Annotated in this window: 25 protein-coding genes and 1 pseudogene; 13 read left to right on the top strand and 13 right to left on the bottom strand. The window is 66.1% G+C overall.

What is annotated here, in order from left to right:
• A complete protein-coding gene (locus tag AC0KS4_RS05090; protein ID WP_238957464.1) occupies positions 1 to 1,047 on the top strand; it encodes an acyl-CoA dehydrogenase family protein in 1,047 nt (348 codons plus the stop codon).
• The gene (locus AC0KS4_RS05095) at positions 1,047 to 2,246 is read left to right on the top strand and encodes an acyl-CoA dehydrogenase family protein (RefSeq protein ID WP_238957465.1); all 1,200 of its coding nucleotides are present in this window, start codon (positions 1,047 to 1,049) and stop codon (positions 2,244 to 2,246) included. Before AC0KS4_RS05090 ends, AC0KS4_RS05095 begins: the two co-directional genes overlap by 1 nt.
• A 33-nt stretch (positions 2,247 to 2,279) precedes the next feature.
• Here the strand turns inward: AC0KS4_RS05095 and AC0KS4_RS05100 are convergent, their stop codons facing one another.
• From AC0KS4_RS05100 to AC0KS4_RS05110, 3 genes are read right to left on the bottom strand one after another with little or no spacing between them, the layout of a single operon-like run.
• A complete protein-coding gene (locus AC0KS4_RS05100; RefSeq protein ID WP_225326645.1) occupies positions 2,280 to 3,425 on the bottom strand; it encodes a thiolase family protein in 1,146 nt (381 codons plus the stop codon).
• Between the two features lie 49 nt (positions 3,426 to 3,474).
• Complete coding sequence (locus tag AC0KS4_RS05105; protein WP_225326751.1) at positions 3,475 to 4,689, bottom strand: CaiB/BaiF CoA transferase family protein; 1,215 nt, start codon at positions 4,687 to 4,689, stop codon at positions 3,475 to 3,477.
• Positions 4,690 to 4,711: 22 nt separating this feature from the next.
• Complete coding sequence (locus tag AC0KS4_RS05110; RefSeq protein WP_238957466.1) at positions 4,712 to 5,920, bottom strand: cytochrome P450; 1,209 nt, start codon at positions 5,918 to 5,920, stop codon at positions 4,712 to 4,714.
• Between the two features lie 90 nt (positions 5,921 to 6,010).
• Here AC0KS4_RS05110 and AC0KS4_RS05115 point away from each other — a divergent pair, with 90 nt between their 5' ends.
• Positions 6,011 to 7,507 carry an aldehyde dehydrogenase family protein gene (locus AC0KS4_RS05115; protein ID WP_275254644.1) on the top strand — a complete coding sequence of 499 codons (1,497 nt, stop codon included), beginning with the start codon at positions 6,011 to 6,013 and terminating at the stop codon, positions 7,505 to 7,507.
• Positions 7,504 to 8,709, top strand: coding sequence for a cytochrome P450 (locus AC0KS4_RS05120; protein ID WP_238957467.1), 1,206 nt, complete (start codon positions 7,504 to 7,506; stop codon positions 8,707 to 8,709). The genes AC0KS4_RS05115 and AC0KS4_RS05120 overlap by 4 nt, the downstream gene beginning before the upstream one ends.
• A gap of 7 nt (positions 8,710 to 8,716) precedes the next feature.
• Here the strand turns inward: AC0KS4_RS05120 and AC0KS4_RS05125 are convergent, their stop codons facing one another.
• The 3 genes and pseudogenes from AC0KS4_RS05125 to AC0KS4_RS05135 all read right to left on the bottom strand — a co-directional run bounded on the left by AC0KS4_RS05125 (position 8,717) and on the right by AC0KS4_RS05135 (position 10,389).
• Entirely contained in the window at positions 8,717 to 9,607 is an 891-nt protein-coding gene (locus AC0KS4_RS05125; RefSeq protein WP_238957468.1) for a hypothetical protein, read from the bottom strand.
• 193 nt (positions 9,608 to 9,800) lie between these two features.
• Positions 9,801 to 10,118 (bottom strand): annotated as a pseudogene (locus AC0KS4_RS05130) (alcohol dehydrogenase); the annotation flags it as partial.
• The gene (locus AC0KS4_RS05135; RefSeq protein WP_472408497.1) at positions 10,087 to 10,389 is read right to left on the bottom strand and encodes an alcohol dehydrogenase catalytic domain-containing protein; all 303 of its coding nucleotides are present in this window, start codon (positions 10,387 to 10,389) and stop codon (positions 10,087 to 10,089) included. The pseudogene AC0KS4_RS05130 and the gene AC0KS4_RS05135, both read right to left, overlap by 32 nt.
• A 342-nt stretch (positions 10,390 to 10,731) precedes the next feature.
• Here AC0KS4_RS05135 and AC0KS4_RS05140 point away from each other — a divergent pair, with 342 nt between their 5' ends.
• Positions 10,732 to 11,064: a FadR/GntR family transcriptional regulator gene (locus AC0KS4_RS05140; RefSeq protein ID WP_308193090.1), complete on the top strand. Its 333-nt coding sequence runs from the start codon at positions 10,732 to 10,734 to the stop codon at positions 11,062 to 11,064.
• A 145-nt stretch (positions 11,065 to 11,209) separates the two neighbouring features.
• On the opposite strand, the gene AC0KS4_RS05145 is transcribed toward AC0KS4_RS05140, so the two are convergent.
• The 6 genes from AC0KS4_RS05145 to AC0KS4_RS05170 all read right to left on the bottom strand — a co-directional run bounded on the left by AC0KS4_RS05145 (position 11,210) and on the right by AC0KS4_RS05170 (position 16,514).
• Positions 11,210 to 12,052: an SDR family NAD(P)-dependent oxidoreductase gene (locus tag AC0KS4_RS05145; RefSeq protein ID WP_238957469.1), complete on the bottom strand. Its 843-nt coding sequence runs from the start codon at positions 12,050 to 12,052 to the stop codon at positions 11,210 to 11,212.
• Positions 12,049 to 12,522, bottom strand: coding sequence for an SRPBCC family protein (locus AC0KS4_RS05150; RefSeq protein WP_238957470.1), 474 nt, complete (start codon positions 12,520 to 12,522; stop codon positions 12,049 to 12,051). Before AC0KS4_RS05150 ends, AC0KS4_RS05145 begins: the two co-directional genes overlap by 4 nt.
• A 3-nt stretch (positions 12,523 to 12,525) precedes the next feature.
• Positions 12,526 to 14,178, bottom strand: a complete 1,653-nt coding sequence (locus AC0KS4_RS05155) for an acyl-CoA synthetase (RefSeq protein ID WP_238958003.1) — start codon at positions 14,176 to 14,178, stop codon at positions 12,526 to 12,528.
• Between the two features lie 85 nt (positions 14,179 to 14,263).
• Positions 14,264 to 14,884: a PaaI family thioesterase gene (locus tag AC0KS4_RS05160; RefSeq protein ID WP_238957471.1), complete on the bottom strand. Its 621-nt coding sequence runs from the start codon at positions 14,882 to 14,884 to the stop codon at positions 14,264 to 14,266.
• Positions 14,881 to 15,510 carry a cysteine hydrolase family protein gene (locus AC0KS4_RS05165; protein WP_225326636.1) on the bottom strand — a complete coding sequence of 210 codons (630 nt, stop codon included), beginning with the start codon at positions 15,508 to 15,510 and terminating at the stop codon, positions 14,881 to 14,883. The genes AC0KS4_RS05160 and AC0KS4_RS05165 overlap by 4 nt, the downstream gene beginning before the upstream one ends.
• Complete coding sequence (locus tag AC0KS4_RS05170) at positions 15,507 to 16,514, bottom strand: Rieske 2Fe-2S domain-containing protein (RefSeq protein WP_225326635.1); 1,008 nt, start codon at positions 16,512 to 16,514, stop codon at positions 15,507 to 15,509. The genes AC0KS4_RS05165 and AC0KS4_RS05170 overlap by 4 nt, the downstream gene beginning before the upstream one ends.
• A gap of 83 nt (positions 16,515 to 16,597) precedes the next feature.
• Between AC0KS4_RS05170 and AC0KS4_RS05175 the strand changes: the two genes are divergently transcribed.
• From AC0KS4_RS05175 to AC0KS4_RS05200, 6 genes are read left to right on the top strand one after another with little or no spacing between them, the layout of a single operon-like run.
• Positions 16,598 to 16,870, top strand: a complete 273-nt coding sequence (locus AC0KS4_RS05175; RefSeq protein ID WP_225326634.1) for a nuclear transport factor 2 family protein — start codon at positions 16,598 to 16,600, stop codon at positions 16,868 to 16,870.
• On the top strand, positions 16,863 to 18,485 hold the full coding sequence (locus AC0KS4_RS05180) for a flavin-containing monooxygenase (protein ID WP_225326633.1): 1,623 nt from the start codon (positions 16,863 to 16,865) through the stop codon (positions 18,483 to 18,485). Before AC0KS4_RS05175 ends, AC0KS4_RS05180 begins: the two co-directional genes overlap by 8 nt.
• An 18-nt stretch (positions 18,486 to 18,503) precedes the next feature.
• On the top strand, positions 18,504 to 19,625 hold the full coding sequence (locus AC0KS4_RS05185; protein ID WP_225326632.1) for an alpha/beta fold hydrolase: 1,122 nt from the start codon (positions 18,504 to 18,506) through the stop codon (positions 19,623 to 19,625).
• Entirely contained in the window at positions 19,625 to 20,005 is a 381-nt protein-coding gene (locus AC0KS4_RS05190; protein WP_225326631.1) for a nuclear transport factor 2 family protein, read from the top strand. The genes AC0KS4_RS05185 and AC0KS4_RS05190 overlap by 1 nt, the downstream gene beginning before the upstream one ends.
• On the top strand, positions 20,002 to 21,102 hold the full coding sequence (locus tag AC0KS4_RS05195; protein WP_238957472.1) for a TIGR03857 family LLM class F420-dependent oxidoreductase: 1,101 nt from the start codon (positions 20,002 to 20,004) through the stop codon (positions 21,100 to 21,102). Before AC0KS4_RS05190 ends, AC0KS4_RS05195 begins: the two co-directional genes overlap by 4 nt.
• 11 nt (positions 21,103 to 21,113) lie before the next feature.
• Complete coding sequence (locus tag AC0KS4_RS05200) at positions 21,114 to 22,379, top strand: IS30 family transposase (protein WP_238956496.1); 1,266 nt, start codon at positions 21,114 to 21,116, stop codon at positions 22,377 to 22,379.
• Between the two features lie 45 nt (positions 22,380 to 22,424).
• On the opposite strand, the gene AC0KS4_RS05205 is transcribed toward AC0KS4_RS05200, so the two are convergent.
• The gene (locus AC0KS4_RS05205; protein WP_225326629.1) at positions 22,425 to 23,921 is read right to left on the bottom strand and encodes an acyl-CoA carboxylase subunit beta; all 1,497 of its coding nucleotides are present in this window, start codon (positions 23,919 to 23,921) and stop codon (positions 22,425 to 22,427) included.
• Between the two features lie 246 nt (positions 23,922 to 24,167).
• On the opposite strand from AC0KS4_RS05205, the gene AC0KS4_RS05210 reads away from it, so the two are divergent.
• Together AC0KS4_RS05210 and AC0KS4_RS05215 are read left to right on the top strand one after the other, a co-directional pair.
• Positions 24,168 to 25,391 carry a cytochrome P450 gene (locus tag AC0KS4_RS05210; protein ID WP_225326749.1) on the top strand — a complete coding sequence of 408 codons (1,224 nt, stop codon included), beginning with the start codon at positions 24,168 to 24,170 and terminating at the stop codon, positions 25,389 to 25,391.
• Between the two features lie 16 nt (positions 25,392 to 25,407).
• Positions 25,408 to 26,229: an SDR family NAD(P)-dependent oxidoreductase gene (locus AC0KS4_RS05215; RefSeq protein WP_225326628.1), complete on the top strand. Its 822-nt coding sequence runs from the start codon at positions 25,408 to 25,410 to the stop codon at positions 26,227 to 26,229.
• The last annotated feature ends 31 nt before the right edge of the window (positions 26,230 to 26,260 follow it).

A 26,260-nucleotide genomic window follows, 5' to 3' on the forward strand; every position in this document is an offset into this window, starting at 1 on the left:
ATGGACCGTTACGAACTACGCAGGCTCGACTACAGCCTGACGTCGGATCACGAGGCGTTGCAGGCCGCGTACCGCGATTTCTTCAAGATCCATTGCCCGATCGAGACCGTGCGCGCCGCGGAGGAGACCGGATTCGACAAGAACCTCTGGGAGCGGTTGTGCGCCATGGGCGCAACGACGATGGCCCTGCCGGAATCCGCCGGCGGCGACGGCGCGACGCTCGTCGACCTGACCCTGGTGGCCGAGGAGATCGGCCGGTCGCTGGCGCCGGTGCCGTGGATCGACCAGGTCTGCGCGGCGCGTCTGCTGGCCCGGCTCGGTGCGGTGGAACCCGATGTGGTCCAAGGCAAGCGACTGGCCGCGTTCGATCCGCAGCACGACAGCCCCTCCGGGACGCGGCTCCTGCCCACCGGGTCGATCGCCGACCAGATCATCGTGCGCGACGGTGCGGAAGTCATCGCGCTGACCTTCGGCACCCGCCCGACGAAGGTAGACAACATCGGCCGCCTGCCGATGGCCTGGGTGGATCCGACGGCCGCCGACACCCGCACCGTGCTAGCCAGCGGGCCCGGCGCGGCGGCGGAATATCAACGCGCGCTGGATGAGTGGCGCGTGCTGTCGGCCGCGGCATTGGTGGGCTTGGTGGAAGAGACCATGACGATCGCCGCCGAATTCGCCAAGACCCGCTACACGCTGGGCGTGCCGATCTCGACGCTGCAGGGCATCTCCCATCCACTGGCCAACATCGCCATCACCGTGCAGGGCGGCCGCAATCTGGCGCGGCGTGCGGCCTGGTTCCTGGACAACGAGCCCGACGAACGCCCCGAGTTGGCGCCCTCGGCGTTCGTGTTCATGGCGGAAGAGGCGGCCAAGGCCGCGACCATGGCGGTGCATGTGCAAGGCGGTCTTGGTGTTTCGGCGGAGGCGGCGGCGACGGCCTATCTGGTGCGTGCCCGCGGCTGGGCCCTGGCGGGCGGAGATCCCGGCGCCAGCGCGAAGTACATCGGCGAGCTCGTCGCCGCACGCGAAAGCGGAAGGGGCGCATAGTGGATTTCTCGCGAGTCACGCTGTCCGACGACGATCAGCGATTCCTCGACGAAGCGCGCGAATTCCTGCGCACCCACGTGACCGACGACGTCAAGCGTCGGGACCGCGAAACCGGCGACAACTTCGACGAAGGGGTGCACCTGGCGCTGGGCGCCGCCGGCTACCTGGAACGCGAATGGAAGCCGGAAGCCGAAGGCGGCTTCAGCCGCGTGCGTCGCCGCATCTGGGAGCTGGAGAAGCGGCGCGCCCACGTGCCCTGGGTGACCTGGGGTACCACCGCCATGGTGGCGCGTTCGGTCGCGCGGTTCGGGTCGAGCGAATTGCAGGACGAAGTGCTGCCGGGCGTCTTCAGCGGACATGTCCGGCTGTGCCTGGGCTACACCGAACCCGAGGGCGGATCCGACATCGCCACCTGCAAGACGCGGGCGGTGCGGGAGGCGGATGGATCAACGTGGATTATCAATGGGTCCAAGATGTTTACCACCGGGGCGCACAATTGCCGGTACGTGTTCCTCATCACCAACACGGATCCGAACGCCCCGAAGCACAAGAGCCTGACGATGTTTCTGGTTCCGCTGGACTCGCCGGGCATCGAGATTCAGGGCATCCGCACGGTCGACGGCGATCGCACCAACATCGTCTACTACAGCGACGTGCGTGTCGACGACAGGTATCGGCTGGGCGACGTGAACGCGGGCTGGACGGTGCTGCGCGAGCCGCTCAACGTCGAGCACGGCGCGGTGGCGGCCGCCCCCGACGGGCTGCAGGACGTGTCGATCATGATGCATCAGGCCGGTTTCATGGCCGACGCGCTGGACAAGGCCGCGGGCAAGGTGTCACAGCGGGACCCGAACGGGCGCAGGCTCATTGACGATGCCGCCGTGGCGTACCGGTTGGGACGCAGCGCCGCGCGAATGGAAGCGGCGCTCAGTGCGCCCGGCATCTTCGGGCGCGTCGCCCTCGCACAGACGATGCGCGACATCTCCCCGGACCTGATGGACATCCTCGGCACGGCGTCCACGCTGCCGATCGGCACCGACGGTGCGGCCGACGACGGCGCCTCGGAGTACGTATTCCGGTTCGCGCCGCTGGTGGGCATTTACGGCGGCACCCTCGAGGTGTTCCGCAACATGATCGCGCAGTACATGCTGGGCTTGGGCAAGCCGGCTTACGCGCCGGTCGCGCAGAAAGCTTCCTAGCGCTGGTTCTTAGCCCTGCGTCTGCTCGCGGGGTCAGGTCGTCAGGACTGTCGCCGCGGCGGTGCCGGGCGCGCCATAGAGCTGAGCGAACCCGACGCGCGGTTCACCGGCCACCTGACGATCGCCCGCCTCGCCGCGAAGCTGGCGCACCAGCTCATGGATCTGCCGCAGGCCGGACGCCCCGATCGGTTCGCCGTTGGCGATCAGCCCGCCGTCGGTGTTGATCGGCATCGAGCCGGTGATCTCGGTGGCACCGTCGGCCAGCAGCTTCTCCTGCTCGCCGTCGGCGCAGAACCCGCATTCGGCCATGTGGATGATCTCCGCGCCGGCGTCGGTGTCCTGCAACTGAATGACGTCGACGTCTTCCGGTGCCACTCCGGCCTTTTCGAACGCGGACTTGGCGGCGTACACGGTCGGCGCCACGTCCTCGTCGACCGGGGCGAAGGTGGTGTTCACCTCGTAGGCGCCGTAGCGGCGGGTACGCACCTCGACCGCCCGCACGAAGACCGGCTTGGCGGTATAGCGGTGCGCGATGTCGGCGCGGCACATGACCACCGCGGCGGCGCCCTCGTCGGGCGCACAGAACATGTACTGGGTGAGCGGGTAGTTCAGCATCGTCGAGTTGAGGATCTCGTCTTCCGGAATCGGTTTGCGCCGAAACGCGTTCGGATTCTGCGCGCCGTTACGAAAGTTCTTGGCGGCCACCTTGGCCAGCGTCTGCTGGGAGATGCCATGCTCGTGCAGGTATCGGTTGGCTTTCATGCCGAAGAACTGAGTGGTGAGGTACTGCCCGTTTTCGGCATACCAGCGCGGCATTCCCACCAGAGCCGGGTCCTCGGTGAACGCCCCGCGCGGATGCTTGTCCAGGCCGATGGCGATCCCAATGTCGTAGTCGCCCAGCCGGATTCCGTCGGCGCACGCCTTGGCGGCGCTGGCCGCGGTCGCGCAGGCGTTGAACACGTTGGTGAAGGGGATGCCCGAGAGTCCGACCATGCCGACGATCGCATCGGGATTGGCGACCGTCCAGCTGCCCCCGGTGGCGGCCTGGATGTCCTTCCACTGCACGCCCGCGTCGTCGACCGCGAGCCGGATGGCGTCGACGCCCATCTCCATCGCGGATTTGCCCTCGAAGCGACCGAAGGGGTGTAGGCCCACGCCGATGATTGCGACGTCATTCATTTGCGCCACTCCTCCTCATCACTACGTTCTGCGTCGTCGTCGGCGCGATTCACGCGATGGCTCCTGCTCCTTTGAGTTCGGCGATGCGGTCCCAGTCCATCCCGAGTTCTATCAAGACGATCTCGGTGTGCTCGGAGGCCTGCGGGGCCCGGGTGGTGACGAGCGGTTCGTGGTTGAACTGCACCGGCCCGCGCACGACCTTGAACGGCGCACCGCCGTCGTTGGCCTCGACTTCGACGATCATGTCGTTGGCGATCGCTTGCTCGTCGTCGGCCAGATCGATGAGGCTCTGGAACGGCGCCCACTGGCCCTTCATCGTTTTGAGGTGCTGTCGCCAGTAGTCGAAGGGCTTGCCGGCGAAGGCCTTTGCGATCAGCTCGGCGGCCGCGTCGGCGTTTTGGATCAACGGCAGCACGTCGGAGAAGCGGGGATCGTCGGCCGCCTCGGGGATGCCGAGGTGCTCGAACGTGTCGCGAATGTAGCCCGTCGGACTGACGATGCACAGGTTGATCGTGCCGCCGTCGGAGGTTTCGTAGTTGCCCAGAAACGGATTCACCGATGCGGCCGCGGATCCTGGCATCGGGGTGCGCATGACCTCCCCGGTCTCCATGCCTTGCGTGACGCTCGCGCCCGCCGCCCACCACGCCGTGCTCAGCAACGACACGTCCAGCTCGAGCGCCTCGCCGGTGCGCTCGCGGTGCAGCAGCGCGGCCGAGATGCCGCCGGCGATGAACATGCCGCCAATGGAGTCACCGAATGCGGGAATGCCCTGTCCCAGAGCGCCGCCCAATTCCTCGGGGGTCAGCGCGTACCCCACCCCGCTGCGCGTCCAGAACGCCGTTCCGTCATAGCCGCCGACGTCCCGCTCGGCCCCCTTGTCGCCGTACGCACTGCCGCGGGCATACACGATGTTTGGGTTCACGGCGCGAATGTGCTCGACGTCGAACTTGTTTTTCTGCCGCTGCGCGGGCATGTAGTTGGTCAGGAACACGTCGGCGGTCTTGGCCAACTCGTAGATCACTTCCTGGCCGCCCGGGGTGGAGACGTCGATCCCGACGCTGCGCTTGCCCCGGTTGGGATGCTCGATCAACGGATGCCGGTCAGGATTGAGCTGGAAGCCACCCATGTTGACAAAGCCACGCTGGGTGTCGCCGCGCGCCGGGTGCTCGACCTTGATGACGTCGGCGCCCCAGTCGGCAAGGATCGCGCCCGCAGCGGGGACGAACGTGAACTGCGCAACCTCGAGGACCCGAAAGCCCTGCATTACCTTCACCATTCCCGGGACCCTACTTCGCGTCGAACGTAACCGGAAGCGCCGTCGGCGAACGGAACGGCTGACCGTGGATATGCGGATCGTCATCGGTGAGCAGGTTGACGTTGGTCACTCGATCCAGCAGGCATTCGAGCGCGACCCGGGTTTCCATGCGCGCGAGGTGCAGTCCCAAGCAGGTGTGCTCGCCGGCGGCGAACGAAATGTGGGGCATGTGCGGACGGAAGATGTCGAACTCTTCCGGGCTCTCCCAGCGGCTTCCATCGCGATTCGCCGAGCCGATGCACACGTCGACCACCGACCGCGCCGGGATCTTGACGTCTTCCAATTCGGTGTCCTCGGCGGTGAACCGCTGCACCGTGGTCAACGGCGTCTCGAAGCGCAGCCCCTCCTCGATCGCCGGGGCGATCAACGTGGTGTCGGCCTGCACTGCGGCGAGCTGTTCGGGGTGGGTGAGCAACAGGAACAGCAGATTGCCCGAGGACCGGTAGGTGGTTTCCAGCCCGGCGGGCAGCAGCAGCCGCAGGAACGAGTAGATGGCTTCGTCGCTGAGCTTTTCGCCGTCGATCTCCGCGGTGACCAGGTCGCCGATGATGTCCTCGGTCGGATTGGCCTTGCGCGCTTCGATCTGCTCGAGGAAGTAGTCCTTCAACGCCGCCGACGCTTCAAAGGCGCGTTCGTAGCGGACCGCGTAGCTGATCAATTCCACCGCGCGCCGGTGGAACATGGGCACGTCGTCGTCGGGCAGGCCCAGCAGCGCGGCGATGACCCGGGTCGGAAACTCGAACGTGAACTGGCGGACCAGATCGGCCTGGCCCTCGGCGATGAACTCGTCAATGAGGGCGTTGCAGATCGGGCGCACGACCGTGGGCTCCCAGCGGGCCAGCGCCTTGGACTTGAACGCTGCCGACACCAGGTTGCGATGATCGCGGTGCTTTTTGCCCTCCATCGCCAGAATCGTCGGCCCCATGAACAGGCCGATGGTGGTGTCGTACATGGCCGAACTGAACACCCGGCCGTCGCGAAACACCTTGTTGACGGCGTCGAAGGACACCGCCGCGAAAGACCGCTTGGGGCGCAGCGACTCGGGGGTCTTGGAATAGTCCATGACGGTGCCGCGAAACACCCCGCCCTCGGTGCGCTTTTGCGCGAAGTAGGGGTACGGGTCGCGCAGGTAGTCGCCCGGCTTTTCGCCGGTGACGGCATCCTGAAGCTGACTTTCCACGGCTGCTCTCCGGCTCGGGTACACGGTCGTACTGTAAAGATTACAGTAGACTATATCGACGCGGCCACGGCTGCCGTAAGCTGTGCAGCCATGGGTTCAGTTGGCCAACAGGTTGACAGTCCGCCGGCGCGGCAGCAGACCGATTTGCAGGCGATGCTGGACCGACAACGGCGATCGTTTCTGGCCGAGGGGCCGCCCACCGCCGCGGTCCGGCGCAACCGCATCGACCGATTGATGGCGCTGCTGCTGGACAACAGCGACGCATTCATCGACGCCATGGCCGCCGACTACGGCACCCGGTCCAAGGCGGCCTCTTTGTTCACCGAGATCATCGGGATCACCTCGGTGGTCGAGCACACCAGATCCCATGTGGCGCAATGGATGCGCCCGGCCAAACTGATGCCCGCCGCCCGGCTGTGTGGCCTGCGGGCCGAAGTCCAGCCCACCCCGCTCGGCGTCGTCGGCGTGATCGGTCCGTGGAACTTCCCGGTCAATCTTGTGGTGCTGCCCGCGTCGGCGGCGTTCGCGGCCGGCAACCGGGTGATGATCAAGATGTCGGAGATCACCGCGCACACCGCGGATCTGATGGCGGCGACGGCGCCCAACTATTTCGACCCGACTGAGCTCGACGTCGTCACCGGCGGCGCCGACGTCGCGGCCGAGTTCGCGGCGTTGCCGTTAGATCACCTGTTTTTCACCGGGTCCCCGTCGGTGGGCGCGCTGGTGCAACGCTCGGCCGCCCAGAACCTCGTTCCGGTGACGCTGGAACTCGGCGGCAAGAACCCGGTGGTCGTTGCGTCGGGCGCCGACATCGCGCGGTCGGCGGCGCGCATCGCCCGGGCGCGGATGGTCAACGGCGGACAGGTCTGTGTCTGCCCCGATTACGTGCTGGTGCCCGACGCCCACCTCGACGCCTTCGTCGACACGGCCCGCGAAACCCTGCGCGGGATGTTCCCGACGGTCATCGCCAACGCCGACTACTGCTCCAGCGTCAACCAGGCCAATTTCGACCGGGTGGTGCGGCTGATCGATGATGCGCGGGCGCACGGTGCTCGCGTGGAAACGATTGCCCCGGAGGGCGAGTCGCTACCCGACCGCGCCAGTCGCAAAATCGCGCCCACCATTGTCCGCGACATCGACGACCGGATGCGGATCGCCGACGAGGAGGTCTTCGGCCCGGTGCTGGCCGTCATGGGGTATTCCCGGCTGAACGAGGCGATCGACTACATCAACCGTCGGCCGGCGCCGCTGGTGGCCTACTGGTACGGTCCCGACGACGACGATTTCCGCACCTTTGTCCGCAATACCCGCAGCGGCGGCGTCGCGCGCAATGATTTTGCGGCGCAGATGATCCCGTCCGCGGCCCCGTTCGGGGGAGTGGGCCGCAGCGGGATGGGCGCCTACCACGGCAAGGCCGGTTTCGACACCTTCAGTCATTACCGCACCGTGGTCGGCAACGACCTGCCGTTCAGCATCACCGGGACCGCGGCGCCGCCGTTCGGCAGTTCGTTGCGGTTCTACGCCAATACCGCCCTGCGGATCGCGCGGGCCCGCACGCACCGCCGGCTAAAGAAGGTTGCGAAATGACCGTCGCCGAACTGGAATTCGACCCGTTCTCGGAGGACTTCTTCAACGGGCCCTACGAGACGTATCGTCGGATGCGTGAGGAAGCCCCGGTCTACTACAGCGAACGGTACGACTTTTACGCGCTGAGCCGCCACGTCGATGTCGCCGCGGCGTATAAGAACTTCGAGACGTATTCGTCGGCGCGAGGTGTGGACCTCGCGGCGGTGCGCTCCGAGGAGCCCATGGGGCACAAGTCGATCATCATGATGGACCCGCCCGAACACCGGCACATGCGCGGCCTGGTCAACAAGGTCTTCACCCCGCGCGCGATCGAATCGATGCGGCCCTTGGTGACCGGCCTGATCGATCGCTATCTGGGCGCCACCGACCCCGCGGGATTCGATGTCGTTCAGGATTTCTCGGCGCTGTTCCCCGTCGAAGTCATCACGACGATGCTCGGGGTGCCGGAGGGGGATCGCCAGCAGATCCGGCTGTGGCTCGACGAATTCCTGCACCGCGAACCGGGCGAGGTCGAGATGTCGGAGGCGGGTGTGCAGGCCGCCACCCAAATGGCGATCGCCTACTACCAGCTGGTGAAGGAGCGCAGGGCCGCCCCGCGCAACGACATGATCAGCGCATTGGTGGCCGCCCAGGTGGAGCGCGAGAACGGCGAGCTCACCGCGTTGGACAACATCGAAATCGCCCAGTTCGCCGTGCTATTGGGCGGGGCGGGCGCCGAGACGGTGACCAAGCTGGTGGCCAACGCGGTGGTGTTGTTTGCGCGCCATCCCGAGCAATGGCATAAGTTGCTCGACGACCGCAGCAGGGTCCCCGCCGCGGTCGAAGAGGTGCTGCGCTACGAATCCCCGAACCAGTACAACGTGCGCTGTTCGCGCGAAGACGTCACCCTGCACGGCGTCACCATCCCGGCCGGCAAGCCGGTGTTCCTGCTGCTCGGCTCGGCCAACCGTGATCCCGACGCGTGGACGAAGCCAGAGGTCTTCGACATCGACCGCGACCGCGCCGAAGCACAGAACCTGGGATTCGGCTACGGGATCCACAGCTGCCTCGGGGCGGCGCTGGCACGCATGGAAAGCTCTGTCGCACTGCAGAAGTTGCTCGACCACATGCCGCGCTATGAGGTGGACTGGGCGGGCTGCCGTCGCGTCAACATGCAGAACGTCGCCGGCTGGAACAACGTCCCGGTGCGGGTGCTGCCGTAATGCGGCGTCAGCGACCGCGGGCGAGCCGGAAGCGCTGCATCATGTAATCGAGGAGCTCTGGGGTCAGCATGCCTCCGGCGTACTCGACCCAGCACCAGCTGCGAGCCGGGGTCTTACCCGTCGAGCTGCTCGTCAGGCGGCCGAAGAAATGGATGGGGCTGCCGCTGGTGTCGAAGGCGAACGAGTATGCGTCCGAGCCGATGGATACGTCCAGCGCAACCAGCTTGTTGTCTTCGTCGAACGTCGGTTTGGCCACGACGTCGTCATGCGCCGAGGTGATCCCGCCCTTGAGCTGATAGCCGGGTCCGAAAGCCACCCCGTCTCGGCCTTGCCAGAAGCAGCCGCCGCCCAGCTCGCCGTCATCGTACTGGTGCAGCCAGGACACCCACATGCCCTGCAGTTGGCGGGCGATCGGAAGTTCCGGGTAGACCATTCCGGGTGGGCCGTAGGCGTAGTCCTGATGGAGGTATCCCGACACCTGCGTCCCATTGACTTGTCCTGTGGCCCAGAGTAGTTGGTGACGGTAATAGACCTCATTGTCGATTCCGTCTTGCGCCGGCACGTGGACGGTGAAGATGTCGGTGGCGTCCTTCCCGTGTATCTCCCAGCGCTCGCTCGCGTCGGACCAGTGAAAGCCATCGGCGTCGCGCTCCATGCGGCCGCTGTAGTAGTTCAGTTGCACCGCGCCTCCGCTGTCGACGTATTCGAGTGGCTCGAACCAGTCGATCGAGGAGTATTCGGCGAACAGGTGGGGCGGATCGGCGTCGAACGTTTTCTGCAGTGCCTTGAATCCGGTGATCGGCGACACTACGTGGGTCATCCCAACGAGGAAGTCGTCGGCTCCCCGTAACCCCCAGTAGTCCTGTCCCGACGCGTCGCTGACAACCGCGCCGATCACATTCCCGCCAGGCCCACATCGGGCCCCGGCACCCATTCGCGCCGATAGTGGTCCAGTGAAGGCACCGCTACCTGTACTTCGAAGTCGATGCGATCCGGCATTCAACTCACCTCTACTTTCTGGCCGAACTGGCTAGGCCGCTGTTGGGGTCGGGCTTATTCCGGTGTGGCGCATAGGTTTTCTCTTGCTGCGCTCACGAGCCGGTGAAGTCGATGACACCACGGATGTTGCATCCTTCGCGCAAATGCTTGATCGCGTCGTTGATCTCGTCGAGCTTGTATCGCCGGGTGACGAGTTCGTCGAGCTTGAGATCGCCCGCCTCGTACATCGACAGCAGCATCGGCATGCTTGCCCGAGGGTTCATCTCCCCGTAGAAGGAGCCTTTGAGGGTTTTGCAGGAGTTGACCATGTCGGCCAGGATGAGCGGCACGTTCATCTCCGATAGCGGGGTCATTCCGGTCAGCACGCACGTTCCGCCCTTACGTGTCATCATCATGGCGACGGGGGTCAACCCCGGGGCCGACCTCTTCGACGATACCGGCGCCTTCGTGACCGCCCAACAGCGGAAACCATTGGGGCACAGGCATTCCGACGGTTGCCATGGCAGCGGCCATATTCTGGTCGGGCACGCTGTCACCGGTGGCGAAATGGTCGTCCGAATGGCAGATGCCCGCAACGGCCATCTTCACCAGCACCTCTCCCGCCCGCGGGGGATCGATGTCGATGGTGGTGACGTCCCAGTCCTGACCGACACCATGAAGGACTGCTGCTCTCGTTTTCATCGAGGTCTCATTTCAGGCGGCTCGTGCCTTTCCTGCGGGCTAGATCCGGACGCGAGAGCCTGGACCCGGCATTACCGACCTGTCGATCCGGCCGACGGTTCACCGATCGTCGCCGGCCTGGACCGGGCGGCGGTCTAGCGCCATTTAAACCTCTAGATGTATCGTTTGTAAAGCCGCATGAGCCACCATCCCGGCGTCGACTGCGTCCGGGCTTTGCGACCTGTTTGGCCCGTATTGGGAAGAATGGGCACCGAACTCATGGGGCGACGCTGACCGAGATTGCCGGACAGTCAATCTCGCGAGTGTGCTGGAATAGTGGCCGGTCGTGCGGTAGGGAGAGACGTGGCTAAGCGCACAACGCTGACGGGCTCGGCGGTGGAGGCCCAGACAGCGGGCAAGCCGAAGCAGATCGCCGACGAATTGCGTGGACTGATCATCACCGGCGGACTCGACGAAGGTGACCTACTGGGCACCGAGGCTGACTTGCTCGAACGGTTCGATGTGTCGCGGCCGTCGTTGCGGGAGGCCTTGCGCATCTTGGAGGCCGAAGGTCTGATCTCGGTTGTGCGGGGCGCCCTCGGAGGTGTGGTCGTGCATCGGCAGCGGCTGCGCGCCACCGTCTTTCGCGGCATCAGATGCGCGGACTGCCGCGGCGACTCGCAGCGATCGGAATAAACCTCTAGAGGTATAGCTGGACGCTGACGCCAACCTGCGGTGCGTTCGGTTGGGTTTTGAAACGTCAGATGTTTATGCGCCTGCGGTGAGAGCCGGCGACTCCGGGAGTCGCGGTGAAGAATCGCCCCGCCTCAATAGGCTCGCGTCAGCGGTCGGCGCGTCCCGAACGCGAATTCGTCACCCTCGCGGCGTAGGCCTGCAGAGCGGCGTAGTGCGCGCCCAGTAGCCGGGGCATCGCCGCCATCACGCGCCCGTCGGGCCCGATGAGGATCCTGGCCCGGTTCTTCTCGGCGCCGCGCAGAATGACCCGAGCGGCCTTCTCGGGTGAGGTGAGCGCCGCGCGCGCAAAGAGTTTGGCCGCCTGGTCGGGATCCTCCGTATCGGCGGCGCGCATGTTGGTCCCGAAGTTGGTTCGGACCACCCCGGGGTGCACGCAGTGCACGGTCACCGGGTGGCGTTCGATGATCATCTCCTGCCGGAGCGCCTCGGTGAAACCCCGCACCGCGAACTTCGCCGTGCTGTAAGCCCCTTGGTAGGGCACCGCGATCAGCCCGAAGGCACTGGACAGGTTGACCAGCCGCGCCGGGCGCTGGGAAGTACCCGATTCGATGAGTTGCGGCAGGAACGCCTTGGTCCCATTGACGACGCCGCCGACGTTGATCCCGATGAGCCAATCAAAATCGGTCCACGACATGTCAGCCACGCTCGCGAACAGGTCAACTCCGGCATTGTTGAACAACATCGAGGCCGGCCCGAGCTGCCGGTGCACGTCTTCGGCGAAACCCAACACCGCATCCCGGTCCGCCACATCGACCCGGTACGGCGTGACCTGGCCGGGCCGGCACGATGTTTGCGTCTCGGCGAGACCCTTGTCGTCGATGTCGGCCGCCGCGACATGCGCCCCGTCCTGGGTGAGCATCTGCGTCAATGCGCGGCCGATGCCGGAGCCGGCACCCGTGACTACCGCAACGCGGTCTTGGTAGTTCATGAATTTTCCGCCTCGACAATCGAGCGAATGCGGCCCACCGAGGTTTCGAGGTTCGTTTGAAGATCGCTACGTCGATCCCGGATGAACAGAAAGAGGTGTTCGAACAGCACGGCCCCGAAAGGCAGCGGGACGCACATCCGGACGGCTTCGGTGAGACGCGATGTGGCGGCGGTGGAACCGGGTTCGATGAGATATGTCCACTGCGTCCAGTCCCCACCCATGGCCTGAACGACGAACGAGAACCGTTGTCCCGGCACCGCTTCGACGATGGCGGCTTCGGTCCGCCACCGGCCCAGTCGCCGACGGTTCCAGGCCCGAAAACGGTCCGGAGCCAGCCACTGCGCACGCACGGTCTCCGGGCTCCACTCCGGGATCCGCGTGACGTCGGACACGACGGCGTAGATCCGGTCCGCGGAGGCGCGTACCTCAGTCGAAGCCGTCAGCGTCTCGTCCTTCTGCAGCAACGACATCGCTCAACCATTCACGGCTTGCTCACGAGCCCACCGGTAGTCGGCCTTGCCCGAGGGGCTGCGCTCGATGACCGGACGGAAGACGATCGCCTTCGGAAGTTTGTAGCGCGCCAAAGTGGTTGAGGCGTGGGCGACCAGCTCGTCGGCCTCGACGCTGGCGCCCTCGGCCAGCGCCACGACCGCGACGACCTCCTGGCCCCACCGCTCGCTCGGCCGTCCGGCGACCACCACGTCGGCCACGGCGGGGTGCGACGCGATGGCCGTTTCGACCTCCTCGACGAAAATCTTCTCGCCGCCGGAGTTGATGGTCACCGAGTCGCGGCCGAGCAGTTCGACGGAGCCGTCGGCGCCGTGGCGGGCGCGGTCACCGGGAACGGCGTAGCGAACGCCGTCGATCACCGGAAAAGTCTTGGCGGTCTTGGCCGCATCACCCTTGTAGCCGAGCGGAACGTAACCTCGCTGGGCCAGCCAGCCCATCCCGTCGTGGCCGGGTTCCAGGATGGTCGTCAGGTCCTCGGCGGCGACGAAGGTGTCCGGCCCGGCGTTGAACGTGCCGGTGGCTACCGCGCCCGAGGTGGACATGTGATGCATCTGGGCACCCGTCTCCGACGACCCGACGCCGTCGACGACAACGGCGTTCGGCAGCACTTCGATCAAGCGTTGCTTGACGTACGGGGTCAGCAGGGCGCCCCCGTTGGCGACGACCGCCAACGACGACACGTCGGCGGTCCCCTTTTCGATCGCGGCAACCAGCGGGCGGGCCATCGCGTCACCCACCACGGTGACCACCGCGACCTTTTCCCGCTCGATGGTGCGCACCACGTCGTCGGCGTCCAAATGGTCGACGACCGTGGGGAAAACGACGGACTGCCCCGTCGTGATCGCCGTCATCACGCTCCACTGGGCCGCGCCGTGGATCAGTGGGGGCAGGATCATCAGCTTGGTGCCGGGACCCGAGGCCGCCCGCTCGACGATCTCGTCGATGGACGCCGAGGGTTCGCCGGTCATGAGATTCCGCCCGCCGAAGGACGTCATGAAGATGTCGTGCTGGCGCCACAGCACGCCCTTCGGCATGCCCGTCGTGCCCCCGGTGTACAGGACGTACAGGTCGTCGGCGCAGTGCTGCACCGGCGGCGGTTCCGGCGACACGGACGCCAAAGCGGCCTCGTAATCGACTGCGCCCTCGAGCAAGTCGTTGCCCGAGCCGTCGGCGATCTGGATCAGCACGCGTAGCTGCGGAAGATCCGGCAAGATCTCGGCGACCCGTGGCGCAAATGCGCCGTGGTAGAGCAGCGCGGTGGCCCCCGAATCCGCCAGCAGATACTGGAGCTCGCTTTTGACGTAGCGGAAGTTGACGTTGAACGGGGCCACCCGGGCCGCGAAGCTGCCCAGCAGCGCCTCGACGAATTCGTTCCCGTTGTAGGCGTAGAGGCCGAGCAGGTCCTGGCCCACCTCGTGGCCGGCCAGCGCGGAGCGCTCGGTGTGGCATCCCAAACCTTGCGAGTGCAGGTAGGCGGCGAGCCGGTTCGAGCGGTCGATCACCTGCGCGTAGGTGTACCGGCGATCGCCCTGGATGACCAGCTCCCGATCGGGGATGGCGGCCGCGACGGCCTTCGCGACGGCAGGAACCGTGAATGTTGTTGTGGTGTCCACTATTTCCTTTCCGCCGAGCAGACGCAGAATCGCATGCGCAAGGCTCGTGCGGTGCGATTCTGCGTCTGCTCGCCAAACCGGGGTCCGCTCACGGCTGGTGGGGTAGCAGGCGAACCATCAGGCCGTTGGCTTCGCTGAGCAGCGTACCGTCGGCGGCTGTCATAGTAGCGTCAATGAAAACCTTCCGGCCGTCGACGTCGGTGATGCGGCCCTGAGCGGTCAGCGGCTGATCGATCGGGGTGATCTGCCGGTAGTCGACGTGCAGATAGGCCGTGCGCGTCGGCCGGATGTCCGCGGTGGACACGACCATGCCGAACAGCCAGTCGTAGAACAGCGGGATCATGCCGCCGTGCACGGCCCGGTTCCCGCCGATGTGCGAGGTGGTGAAATGACCGGCCATCGTGACGCCGTCGGCACCGGCATCGGTCACCATCCAGGGCGGCAGTAGGGGATGGGCCAGCCCGGGCAGGCTCAGCACCCGGCCGGCCACCGCCTCGACCTCGGGGACCTGGTGGCCATCCAGCAGCGCGCAGGCGTTCTCCAGGTGCGCGGTCGCGGCGGCCCACAGCGCGGGGTCCGGCTTGGTGGACACGGTCAGGTCCTGCAGTCGGCGCAGTGCGGCGACGAACGGGCCCAGTTCCGCGGGAGCGTCCTCGACGGGCTTGACGTCGGGGAATCCGCCGCGAACTTCCGGCGCTGTGTCGGTCATCGCGCTTCCTCGTCCCAGGCCCGGAGCAGATCGTCGGTGCTGGTGATGGTGGCAAGCAGCGACAGCGTATTGGCGATCATCGCTGCACCATAGTCGGCGGGTATGCCGGCGACGGCGTCGCGGGGCAGGACCACCCGGTAGGCGGCGTTGACCGCGTCCATGACGAGGTTGGGGATCGCGATGTTCAGCGAAACACCCACCACGACAATGGTCGAGACGCCGAGATTGCGTAACACCGCGTCCAGATCGGTGCCGCCCATCGGCCCCACGCCGTGCCAGCGGCGCAAGACCAAATCCGAAGGCTCCGGACCTAATTCGGGCAGCACCTCCGCACCCGGCGTGCCGGGGGTGATGTCCACCTGGTTGCCGCCGCCCATCGCGAAGATCTTCGCGTTGTGGTTGGAGCCGAGCCCGTCGGGCCGCCGCTGCACCAGGCAATGCACGACCCGCACCCCGGCCGCGCGGGCCGCGGGCAGCAGGCGCGCGATGTTGGGCAACGCCTCGCGGCGGGCTTCCTCGGCCAGCATCGCCAGTCCGGCGTCGGGACCCATCACCGCGCCCTGGCACTCCTGGGCGACGATCGCGGTGTGCTCAGGTGCGACAAGTCCCGCCAGCCGGTCCGTCATGCGGGGGCGCCCACCGGCGCGACGTCATAGAACTGCGTCGCCCACTTCCTCAGCGCCATATAGCCTTTCGCATCGGTCTTCGACAGTGCCGGGTGTTCCACATACTTCTGGTAGCGCCAGATCTGCAGGTCGTCGAACACCGTGGACAGGAACTGCTTCTCGATGACGTCGCGCAGTTTTCCTTCCGGAACGTCCGCCGTGTCGCCGGGGATTCGCGGCCACCAGATCGAGTAGAACAGGTCCGAGCACTCGTCGTCGACCGGCGTGCAGGTGAAGATCAGCCGGTGGTTTTGCGCGCCCTCGAAGACGCTGATCGCCCCGCCGAGCCCGAACAGGTGGCTGTGAAACCGTAACGCGAGATCGTCGGGATTGTCGCTAGTTGCGTCCGGCCAGCCCGCGATGAACTGCCATTCGTGGTCGACGATCTTCCAGTCGAGCACCCGGGGCGTCACCGTGGCGTGGTGCACGTACTCGAAATGGGCGCTGTCGGGTGCGTTTTCGGCCACGATCTGCGGATGCACCGGTTCGCGCTCCGCGCGCCGGGAAAACTCCGGATACGCCCGGTAGTACTGGGCAGGATCGGTCTCGAATTGCGGGAACTTGCGGAAGATATCCGGCATTTCCCACTGTGGCTCCTTGCCGTCCGGGTGGTGCCAGATGAACACGCAGTCGTACTGCTCCCGGACGGGATACACCTTCAGCCGCAGCCCTCGGTTGGGCCGGTCCGGCTGATACGGGATGTATTTGTTGCAGCCGTCCGGCCCCCAGCGCCAGCCGTGGAAGGGGCACTCGACGCAGTCGCCGACCACCTTGCCGCCGTGGCCGATGTGGGCGCCGAGATGCTTGCAGTGCGCTTCCAAAACATGCAGCTCACCCTGCTCATCCCGGTAGGCCACCAGGTCCTCCCCGAAATAGCGCAGCGGCCGGACCTCGCCGACGGGAAACTCCGGGGACCAGCCGACCATGAACCAGCCGGTGACCTTCCAGGTGAAGGGAACTTTCACGCCAGTGCCTCCCGTGATCGTTGATACTAAATCCATTACAGTATAGATTTCAGCAGTCCGGCCCGCGCGCGGCAAGGAGTGACATGACGACAGCGGCTGACGAGCTGGAAGCCATCCGGCAACTGAAGGCGCGCTACTGCCGTTTTCTGGACACCGAAGACCTGGAGTCTTGGTGCGACGTGTTCACCACCGACGTGGTCGTGACGCTGGACATGGCGGTGTCCACCGCGGGTGCCGACCCTCAGACCGCGCCCCCGATCGAGGGGGTGGGGAACTTCGCACCGATGGTGATGGGGGGCTTCGGGGGAAACCTGAGCCGAACCATCTTGAAGATAACCGGCGGCGACGATGGCTGAAGCTGATACCTCCTACGACGTCCTCGTCATCGGCGCCGGGTTCTCCGGGCTGTACATGCTGCACCGGCTGCGGCAACTCGGGCTACGTACCCGCGTGCTGGAGATGGCCGAAAGCGTGGGCGGCACCTGGCTTTTCAACCGCTATCCCGGCGCGCGGTGCGACATCGAGAGCATCGAATACTCCTACAGCTTCTCCGAAGAGATCCAGCAGGAGTGGGTGTGGACGGAGTCGATGCCGGCCCAGCCGGAGATCGAGGCCTACCTGAACTTCGTGGCCGACCGGCTCGACCTTCGCCGCGACATCCAATTCGGCACCAAGGTCGTCGCGATGACGTTCGACCACGAAGCCGCGATGTGGTCGGTGCGCACCGAATCCGACGACATTTTCCGGGTTCCCTTCGTCGTCGCCGCCTCGGGCATCCTGTCCGTACCGCTGGAGCCGGACATCCCCGGGATGGACACGTTCGCCGGGGCGTCGCTGTTCACCAGCCGCTGGCCCGAGGGCGGCGTCGACCTCACCGGCAAGCGCGTCGGCGTCATCGGCACCGGCTCGACCGGCGTGCAACTCATCCCCGTCGTCGCCCGAGAAGCCCTGCAATTGTCGGTGTTTCAGCGATCACCGGCATACACCTTGCCGTGGCGGGTGCATCGCTTCGAGCCGGGCGAGCTCGACGACATGAAGGCCCGTTACGGCGAAATCCGTGCGGCCCAGCGCGCCCACCCGATCGGCGCGGCCCGGCTGAGCGCGTTTTCCGTCCTGCTCGAAATGCTCGGCAGGCCGCCACTGAAGTCGGCGACGCGCGAAGAGCAACTGCGCGCCATCGAGGAGAACGGCGTCATGGGCGCACTGAACTGGGGCGACATCTTCTTCGACATCGACGCCAACCGGATGGCCGCCAAGTTGTACGGCGAGGCGGTGGCCCGGATCGTCAAGGACCCGGACACCGCCGCCTCCCTGGTTCCCGTGCACCCCTTCGCCTGTAAGCGCCCGATCATCGACCAGGGCTACTACGAGACGTTCAACCGAGACAACGTCACCCTCGTCGACCTGCGAAAGTCGCCGATCCGCGAAGTCACACCCGCCGGCATCCGCACCGAGGACCGGTTGCACGAACTCGATGCCATCGTCTACGCCACCGGTTTTGACGCCATGACCGGCGCGCTGAGCCGCATCGACGTCCGTGGCCGCGGCGGTGTCTCGCTCGGCGAATTCTGGGCCACCGAAGGCCCGCTGTCGTACCTGGGTCTGGCGGTCGCCGGGTTCCCGAACCTCTTCACGGTTCAGGGCCCGGGCAGCCCGAGCGCCGCGACGAACTTCGTCGCCGCCCTCGAACAGCACGTGGAGTGGATCGGCGACTGCCTCGCGTATCTGCGCGCCAACGACATCCGCACCATCGAGGCGCTCAGCACCGCTCAGCAGGAGTGGATCGACCACACCACGGCGCTCGTCGCGCCTACGGTTCTGGTCCACTCGTCGTGCAACTCCTGGTACAACGGTGGCAACGTGCCGGGCAAGAAACGGATGTATATGGGCTACACCGGCGGAATCCCCGAATACCGGCGGCGCTGCGACGAAATCGCGGCAAGCGGATACACCGGATTCAAACTGGCTTAGCTGTTGAAGGTGAGCGACATGGCGAAGGCATTGAACGGGCTGAGCCTGGCCAAAGATGTGGCCCGGGAACTCGCAATGCTGGTGCCGCGAACGGTGGCCGGTCTGCAGGAGTCCACCGGTTGGTCCCCGCTGTCGCCACGCGGTGTCCGCCAGTTCGGTGAGGTCATGCTCGACGAGCTTGTGCTGAGCGGCTTTTCGCTGCTGGGCGGCAGCCCCGCGGCGATGCGCCCGCTGGATGCGTGCACCGCGGCCGCCGAGGAGCTCTCGACGCTCGGCATCGACCGGGCGCACGCCGAGCCGAAACCGTTGCGGGCCGCCTCGATACGCCGGCGCCGTATCGCCGGCCTGGCATACGAACGGCTGACCTTCGAACACGATCCGGCCCTGCCGCCGACCCTGGAGGCCGACGGGTTGGGCGGGCCGGCGCGAGCGGTGGTGCACGTGTGCCGGCACCGCGACGGGCCCAGACCGTGGCTGGTATGGGTGCACGGCGCCGGTCAGGGCGGCACCGAAGACCTGCTGATGTCCGGCATCGGCCGGATACATCGCAAACTGGGCTTCAACATCGCGATGCCGGTGCAGCCGGGCCACGGGTGCCGACGCGGCCACTGGCCGGCCTATCCCGACATGGATCCGCTCGGCAACGTCGCGGGAATGATGCGGGTCGTCTCGGAGGTGCGCGCCGTGGTGCGCTGGGCGCAGGCGCAAGCCACCGCCGTTGTGGTGGCCGGGATTTCGATGGGCACCCCGGTGGCCGCGCTGGTGTCGCACCTGGAAAAGCGGATCGATGCGGTGGCCCTGTACACGCCCATCCTGGGGCTCAACGCGATGATCGCGCGACACCTTCAGCGGTGGGGGCCGTCGCGCGACGGATTCCGCGAGTTGCTGGAATCTCCCGTGGTCACCCAGCTGACCTCGGTGATCGACCCCCTGGCGGTCACACCCTCGCCGCCACCGGAGCGCCGCCTCATCGTCGGGGCGTGGCACGACCGGATGGCGATGCGTGAGCCCACGAACGCGCTGCAGGAACGCTGGGCCGGCCAGTTGTATTGGTACGACGGCAGCCACGTCGGGCACATTTTCTCCCGGCGCGTGCAGCGCATCACCGACCGATTCCTGCGCGACGCGGTGCCCGGCTGATGGCGCCGACCTGGACGGCACGGACGGTGGTCGAGCTCTACAACCTCGTCGTGTGGAATGAGCGCAACATCGAGCTGGCCGAGGAGCTGTTGGGCGACACCGTCATTCGGCACGAGGTCGGTGCTTCGCGCACGCTGACCCACGCCGAAGCGGTCCAGCGGGTGGTGGACATGTGGCAGGTGGCCGAATCGTTGCACTTCGACCTCAATGTCGTCATCGAGGGCGAGGACGGCGAACACGTGGCGATCGTCTACGACTCGACGATCAGGACCAAGGACGGCACCCAAACCAACATCGCCAGCATGGAGGTGTTCCGCGTGGTCGATGGCAAGATTACCGAGGTGTGGAACTGCGGCTACCAGCAAGGGGTTTGGAATTGAGTGACCGTACGCTTGATGAATTGGGCTTCTATCTGCTGGCCGGCGCCGGGGGTGAGGGCCCGGCTGCATTGATGGACGAGGCCCGTCGCGGCGAGGAACTCGGCTTCGGCACCGGATTCATCTCCGAGCGGTGGAACGTCAAAGAGGCGTCGTCGCTCGTCGGGGCGGCGTGCGCGGTGACCACCCGCATGCAGATCGCCACCGCCGCAACCAATCACAACACCCGCCACCCGCTGATCACGGGATCGTGGGCGACCACGATGCATCGCCTTTCCGGCGGCCGATTCACCCTGGGCGTCGGCCGGGGCATCGCCGCAATCTACGGGGCCTTCGGCATACCGGCGGTGACGACGGCGCAAATGGAGGATTGGGCCCAGGTCATGCGCCGACTGTGGCACGGCGAGCTGATCTTCAACCACGACGGCCCGATGGGCAAGTACCCCATCCTGTTTCTCGATCCGGACTTCAACGAAGACATCCGGTTGGCCCTGGTGGCGTTCGGCCCTAACACGCTCGCGCTCGGAGGCCGGGCCTTCGACGACGTCATACTGCACACCTACTTCACCCCGGAAACCTTGCAGCGCAGCGTCAAAACCGTGAAGGCGGCCGCGGAGAAGGCGGGCCGCGACCCCGACAGTGTACGGGTGTGGTCGTGCTTCGCGACCGTCGGCGACCACCTGCCCGAAGAGTTGCGGCTGAAGAAGACCGTCGCGCGGCTGGCCACTTATCTACAGGGCTACGGCGACCTGCTCGTCCAAACCAATGACTGGGATCCCGCTGTGCTGCAACGGTTCCGCGAAGACCCGGTCGTCACGTCGATCGCCGGCGGGATCGACCACAAGGGCACGCCCGAGCAGATCGAGCACATCGCGACGCTGATCCCCGACGAATGGCTGGAGCCCTCGGCGACCGGGACGGCCGAACAGTGCGTGGACCGCATCCGCAAGGAGTTCGACTACGGGGCCGACGCGGTCATCATGCATGGCGCCACCCCCGACGAGCTCGAGCCGATCGTGACCTATTACCGCGAAAGTGCAACTGGCGACGCGTTTCCCGACTTGATTTCAAGGGATGGATGCAACACATCTTCTGAGTGAGGAGTGTTGCGATGGCCAATGGGACGTTGCGGTCGCGGGTTCCGGTGTTTTGGGAATGTGTTCGGCGGGGCCTTGATCCGGGCTCGGCGGGCGTGGCCGTCGGCGTGTCGCAAGGCACGGGTCGGCAGTGGTTCCGTGAGGCTGGCGGGGTGAAACCCCGTTTCAGGACACCGAATATCTGCGGTCCCCGGCCGCGGTTGAGCTTGCAGGAACGCATCGAGATCCAGGCCGGTGTGCATGCCCAGGAATCTTTGCGCTCGATCGGGCGCCGGTTGGGCCGGCCAGCATCGACGATTAAGCGTGAGATCGACAGCAACTGCGAGTTGCGTAACCGCCATACGGGCTGCAAATCGGGGTATCGGCGCAAAGAGGCGTTCGGGGCCCGCCAAAGCGGCAAGACCGCGAGCGTGCGCTATCTGGCCGTGTCGGCGCATGACCGTGCCGCTGATCGGGCGCGGCGCCCCAAGACCCGCAAGCTCGCGATCAATGACAGGCTGCACGCCGAAGTGCAGACTCGGTTAAAACAGTTGCATAGCCCAACTCAGATAGCCGCGCGGCTGCGCCGCGACTTCCCTGATGATCCGGAGATGCGGGTGTCCCACGAGGCCATTTACCAGGCCATTTACGTTCAGGGCCGCGGCTCGTTGCGCCGCGAGCTGCATCGGTGCCTGCGGACCAAACGCGCGGTGCGCCGATCCCAGCACCAGCCCGGGGCCCGCCGCCACGGACGTATCCCCGACATGGTCAATATCAGCCAACGCCCACCCGAGGTCGCCGACCGTGCCGTCCCCGGTCACTGGGAAGGCGACCTGATCCTGGGCAGCACCAAATCGGGGTCCGCGATTGGCACTCTGGTTGAGCGCACCACCCGTTTTGTCATGCTCTTGCACCTGCCCGATGACCACGGCGCCCTGGCGGTGCAAAACGCCATCGTGGCCAAAATGGCCGAGTTGCCCGACCATCTACGCCGCTCGTTGACCTGGGACCAGGGCAAGGAGTTGACCAACCACCTCGCCATCGCTGACGCCACTGACTTGGATATCTACTTCTGCGATCCACACTCGCCGTGGCAACGCGGTAGCAACGAGAACACCAATGGGCTTTTGCGCCAATACTTTCCGAAAGGCACCGACCTATCGGTCTATGGCGCCGGCTACCTGGACTACGTCGCCGCCGAACTCAACGGACGACCACGCCAAACCCTGGACTGGAATACACCCGCCGAAGCCCTCAACGAACTATTGTCCAAACCACCCACCGTTGCATCCACCGCGTGAAACCGCCCGAGAGGCGCAGTCGGTAGATGCACTCTCGCGGCGGTTCTAAGGCAGGATGACGGTCCGGGTTACCGGCTCGGCGGCGGCCTGCCTGCTCGACAGGCCGCGCTTCAAGGACGCGAGCAGGGCGTCGCGTGTCTCGCGGGGATCGATCAGTTCGTCGAACCCCATGTGCTCGGCCGAGCGGTAGGAGGCCTCCAGCTCGGCGTTACGCAGCTTGGCCGAAAGGTCTTCGCCCGCGTGTGAGGCGCGGCTGAGGGCCGCGGCGCTCATGGCGCCCATCGTGGCACCGGGGTAGGCGAAGGTCGCGACCTGATGGTCGAAACCCAACAGCGACATGACCATCGACCCGAAGCCGTACGCCTTGCGCAGTGTGAGGTGCAGCTTCAACGTGGTAGCGGCCGTTTGCGCGGCGAACATCCGCGCGCCGGCCCGCAGCACGCCGGTGCGTTCGGATCGGCTGCCGGGCAGCATCCCGGGGTTGTCGGCGAGGAACACGATCGGCAGGTGGAAGGAATCGGCCACCATGATGAAGTGGGCCGCCTTGTCGGCGGCGTCGGCGTCGATGGAGCCCGCGAGCACCTGCGGCTGGTTGGCCACCACCGCGACGGGGTGGCCGCCGAGGTGGGCGAGTGCGCAGATGATCGCCTTGCCGAACTGGGGCTGCACTTCGAACCAGTCGGGGCTGTCGAAGACCACATCGAGCACGGCGCGCATGTCGTAAACGCGGCGGTTGTCCCGGGAGACGATGTCGAGCAGCTCCGGCGTCGGCCGCGGTGCGCAGGCCGCACCGGACGGTTGCGGCGACGGGTACGACCACGCGCTGGGCGGGAAGTACGACAGGTAGCGGCGGACGTCGTCAAGCACCGCTTCGTCGTCCTCGGCGACATTGTGGATCACGCCGCTGGGCAACGCGACGCCCGGCCCGCCCAGGTCCTCTTTCGAAATGTCTTCTCCGGTCGACTCTTTGACGACGGGGGGCCCTGCGGTGAAGATCGCGCCCTGCCGGCTCATGATCCGGAAGTCGCAAACGGGTGCCACCAGTGCGCCGTGTCCGGCCGAGGGGCCGAGGACAGCGGCGACGGTCGGGACGCGCCCGGAGCATTGCGCCTGCGCGAGCAGGTCGGTCGGGGTGCGCCCGTAATGCCCGCCGGTGGGGCGGAAGCCGGCGCCTTCGAGCAGCATGATCAGCGGGATCTTGTCGCGCAGCGCCAGTTCGGCGATGCGGTACCGCTTGGAATTGCCGCCGGGCCCGATGCTGCCGGCCAGGGTGGTGAAGTCCTCGGCGCCCAGCATCACCGGTGAGCCGTTGAGCTCGCCGGAGCCCACGACCAGGCCGTCGGCCGCGGTCTCACCGCCGACCAGGGTGCCGAGCTCGCGGAACGTGCCCGGGTCGAGGAGGTACTCGATCCGAGCGCGGGCGTCGAGCTTGCCCTTGTTGCGGTGCTTGTCGAGCCGCTCCGGCCCGCCCATTTCGAGCGCGTGCTGACGGCGTCGCTCGAGATCGTCGAGCGTTTCTCCCCAGTCCTGGGCTTTCGGCATGCCTATGTCCTACCTCATAGAGGATTCGTCGCGCGAGCAGTCCTTATGGTGGCGACCCGTCCCCCGCAAGCGGGAGGTGCCCCCGGCGCCGGCTACGCCGCGCTTGCGATCGCCACGTTGCGGGGTCACATACTGGATTGCTTACGGTAAAGTTACCCGCAGTCCTGATGCCCCGTCCCTCGAGGTCCGTCTTTCGCCGGCGGGGACGCCCCGAATCGAGGAGTTTCACCAGTGAGCACCACCACGATGGACGAGGCCGCCAACCTGCTGACGGACCCGTTGGCGTACACCGACGAGCAGCGGCTGCATGCGGCGCTGACTCACCTGCGCGCCAACGCTCCGGTGTCGCGGGTGGAGGTGCCGAATTACCGGCCGTTCTGGGCGATCACCAAACACGCCGACATCATGGACATCGAGCGGGAAAACATGCTCTTCACCAACTGGCCGCGACCGGTGTTGACGACCGCCGAAGGCGACGAGATGCAGGCCGCCGTCGGCGTGCGCACATTGATCCACCTGGACGACCCGCAGCACCGGGTGGTGCGCGCGATCGGCTCCGACTGGTTTCGCCCAAAGGCGATGCGGGCCCTGAAGGTTCGCGTCGACGAGCTGGCCAAGATCTACGTCGACAAGATGATGGCGGTCGGTCCCGAATGCGACTTCGTTCAGGAAGTCGCCGTCAATTACCCGCTCTACGTGATCATGTCGCTGCTGGGCCTGCCCGAGGCCGACTTTCCCCGCATGCTCAAGCTGACGCAGGAATTGTTCGGCAGCGACGACTCCGAATTCAAGCGCGGCAGCTCCAACGAGGACCAGCTGCCGGCGCTGCTCGACATGTTCCAATACTTCAACGGCGTGACGGCGTCCCGCCGCGAACACCCGACCGAGGATCTCGCCTCGGCGATCGCCAACGCCCGCGTCGACGGCGAACCCCTGTCGGACATCGACACCGTCTCCTACTACCTGATCGTCGCCACCGCGGGCCACGACACCACCAGCGCCACCATCTCCGGTGGCCTGCAGGCGCTCATCGAAAACCCCGACCAGCTGCACCGCTTGCGCGACAACCTCGACCTGATGCCACTGGCCACCGACGAGATGATCCGCTGGGTGACGCCGGTCAAGGAGTTCATGCGCACCGCCGCCAGCGACACTGTCGTGCGCGGAGTCCCCATTGCCGCAGGCGAATCCGTGCTGCTGTCCTACGTGTCGGCCAACCGCGACGAGGAAGTCTTCGACGAGCCTTTCCGCTTCGACGTCGGTCGCGACCCCAACAAGCACCTGGCCTTCGGCTATGGCGTGCACTTCTGCATGGGCGCGGCGCTGGCCCGCATGGAGGTCAGCAGCTTCTTCTCAGAGCTGCTGCCACGCCTGGAATCCATTGAGTTGACCGGCGACCCGGAGCTGGTCGCCACGACCTTCGTCGGCGGGCTCAAGCACCTGCCGGTTCGTTACTCACTGCGGCGGTGATCGATACACTCCTGCGGTGACGTCAAAGACGATCGTCATCACGGGCGCCAGCGACGGCATCGGTGCGGCGGCGGCCCGCCGGATCAGCCGTGGCGGGCACAACGTCGTGCTGGTGGGGCGGTCGGAAAGCAAGACCGCGGCCATGGCCGCGGAGTTGGGCGCCGACTATTTCCTGGCCGACTTCGCCGACCTGTCCCAAGTTCGGGCGCTGGCAGACAAAATCCGGTCCGCCTGCCCGCGCATCGACGTATTGGGCAACAACGCCGGAGGAGTGTTCTCGAAGCTCCGGAGAACCCCCGACGGCCATGAGATCACTTTTCAGGTCAACTACCTGGCGCCGTTCTTGCTCACCACGCTGTTGCTGGACGTGCTCATCGGCTCGCATGCCACGATCGTCAACACGTCCAGCTCGTCACAGCGGCTGCTGCGCAATGTCAAGCTCGCCGATTTCGACACGACGGAACGGCGCCGGCCCAGCACCGCCTACGCGGTGGCGAAGTTGGCAAACATCTTGTTCACCAAGGAATTAGATCGGCGCTATCGGGCCGATGGTCTTTCGCTGGCAGTGGTTCACCCCGGTTTCGTCAACACCAACATCGGTCATTCGTCCGGCTCGCGGTTTCTGACGACCATGCAACGCACGCCCGCTAGCCGAATGATCAAGTCCGCGGATGATGGCGCCGATCAGCTGGTCTGGTTGGCGACCAGCGTGCCCGGCGTCGACTGGACGGTCGGCGAATACTACGCGAAAGGCAAAGTCGCCAAAGCCAATCGGGCGGCCTACGATCCGATCCTCGCGCGCCAACTCTGGGATCACGCCCTGGCCAAGCTCCCTTAGCACCATCCCCTTCGATACTTGCTAGTATCCA

Source organism: Mycobacterium sp. NTMscope_MAC_12 (assembly GCF_976985675.1).

Excerpts from the sequence above, each read along its gene's own strand:
- AC0KS4_RS05120 (WP_238957467.1), top strand. The coding sequence starts at position 7,504 with ATGACCGTCGCCGAACTGGAATTCGACCCGTTCTCGGAGGACTTCTTC.
- AC0KS4_RS05105 (WP_225326751.1), bottom strand. The coding sequence starts at position 4,689 with ATGCAGGGCTTTCGGGTCCTCGAGGTTGCGCAGTTCACGTTCGTCCCC.
- AC0KS4_RS05190 (WP_225326631.1), top strand. The coding sequence starts at position 19,625 with ATGGCGCCGACCTGGACGGCACGGACGGTGGTCGAGCTCTACAACCTC.
- AC0KS4_RS05090 (WP_238957464.1), top strand. The coding sequence starts at position 1 with ATGGACCGTTACGAACTACGCAGGCTCGACTACAGCCTGACGTCGGAT.
- AC0KS4_RS05115 (WP_275254644.1), top strand. The coding sequence starts at position 6,011 with ATGGGTTCAGTTGGCCAACAGGTTGACAGTCCGCCGGCGCGGCAGCAG.
- AC0KS4_RS05205 (WP_225326629.1), bottom strand. The coding sequence starts at position 23,921 with ATGCCGAAAGCCCAGGACTGGGGAGAAACGCTCGACGATCTCGAGCGA.
- AC0KS4_RS05135 (WP_472408497.1), bottom strand. The coding sequence starts at position 10,389 with ATGAAAACGAGAGCAGCAGTCCTTCATGGTGTCGGTCAGGACTGGGAC.
- AC0KS4_RS05100 (WP_225326645.1), bottom strand. The coding sequence starts at position 3,425 with ATGAATGACGTCGCAATCATCGGCGTGGGCCTACACCCCTTCGGTCGC.
- AC0KS4_RS05165 (WP_225326636.1), bottom strand. The coding sequence starts at position 15,510 with ATGACGGACCGGCTGGCGGGACTTGTCGCACCTGAGCACACCGCGATC.
- AC0KS4_RS05180 (WP_225326633.1), top strand. The coding sequence starts at position 16,863 with ATGGCTGAAGCTGATACCTCCTACGACGTCCTCGTCATCGGCGCCGGG.
- AC0KS4_RS05185 (WP_225326632.1), top strand. The coding sequence starts at position 18,504 with ATGGCGAAGGCATTGAACGGGCTGAGCCTGGCCAAAGATGTGGCCCGG.
- AC0KS4_RS05160 (WP_238957471.1), bottom strand. The coding sequence starts at position 14,884 with ATGACCGACACAGCGCCGGAAGTTCGCGGCGGATTCCCCGACGTCAAG.
- AC0KS4_RS05145 (WP_238957469.1), bottom strand. The coding sequence starts at position 12,052 with ATGAACTACCAAGACCGCGTTGCGGTAGTCACGGGTGCCGGCTCCGGC.
- AC0KS4_RS05210 (WP_225326749.1), top strand. The coding sequence starts at position 24,168 with ATGGACGAGGCCGCCAACCTGCTGACGGACCCGTTGGCGTACACCGAC.
- AC0KS4_RS05200 (WP_238956496.1), top strand. The coding sequence starts at position 21,114 with ATGGCCAATGGGACGTTGCGGTCGCGGGTTCCGGTGTTTTGGGAATGT.
- AC0KS4_RS05175 (WP_225326634.1), top strand. The coding sequence starts at position 16,598 with ATGACGACAGCGGCTGACGAGCTGGAAGCCATCCGGCAACTGAAGGCG.
- AC0KS4_RS05150 (WP_238957470.1), bottom strand. The coding sequence starts at position 12,522 with ATGTCGTTGCTGCAGAAGGACGAGACGCTGACGGCTTCGACTGAGGTA.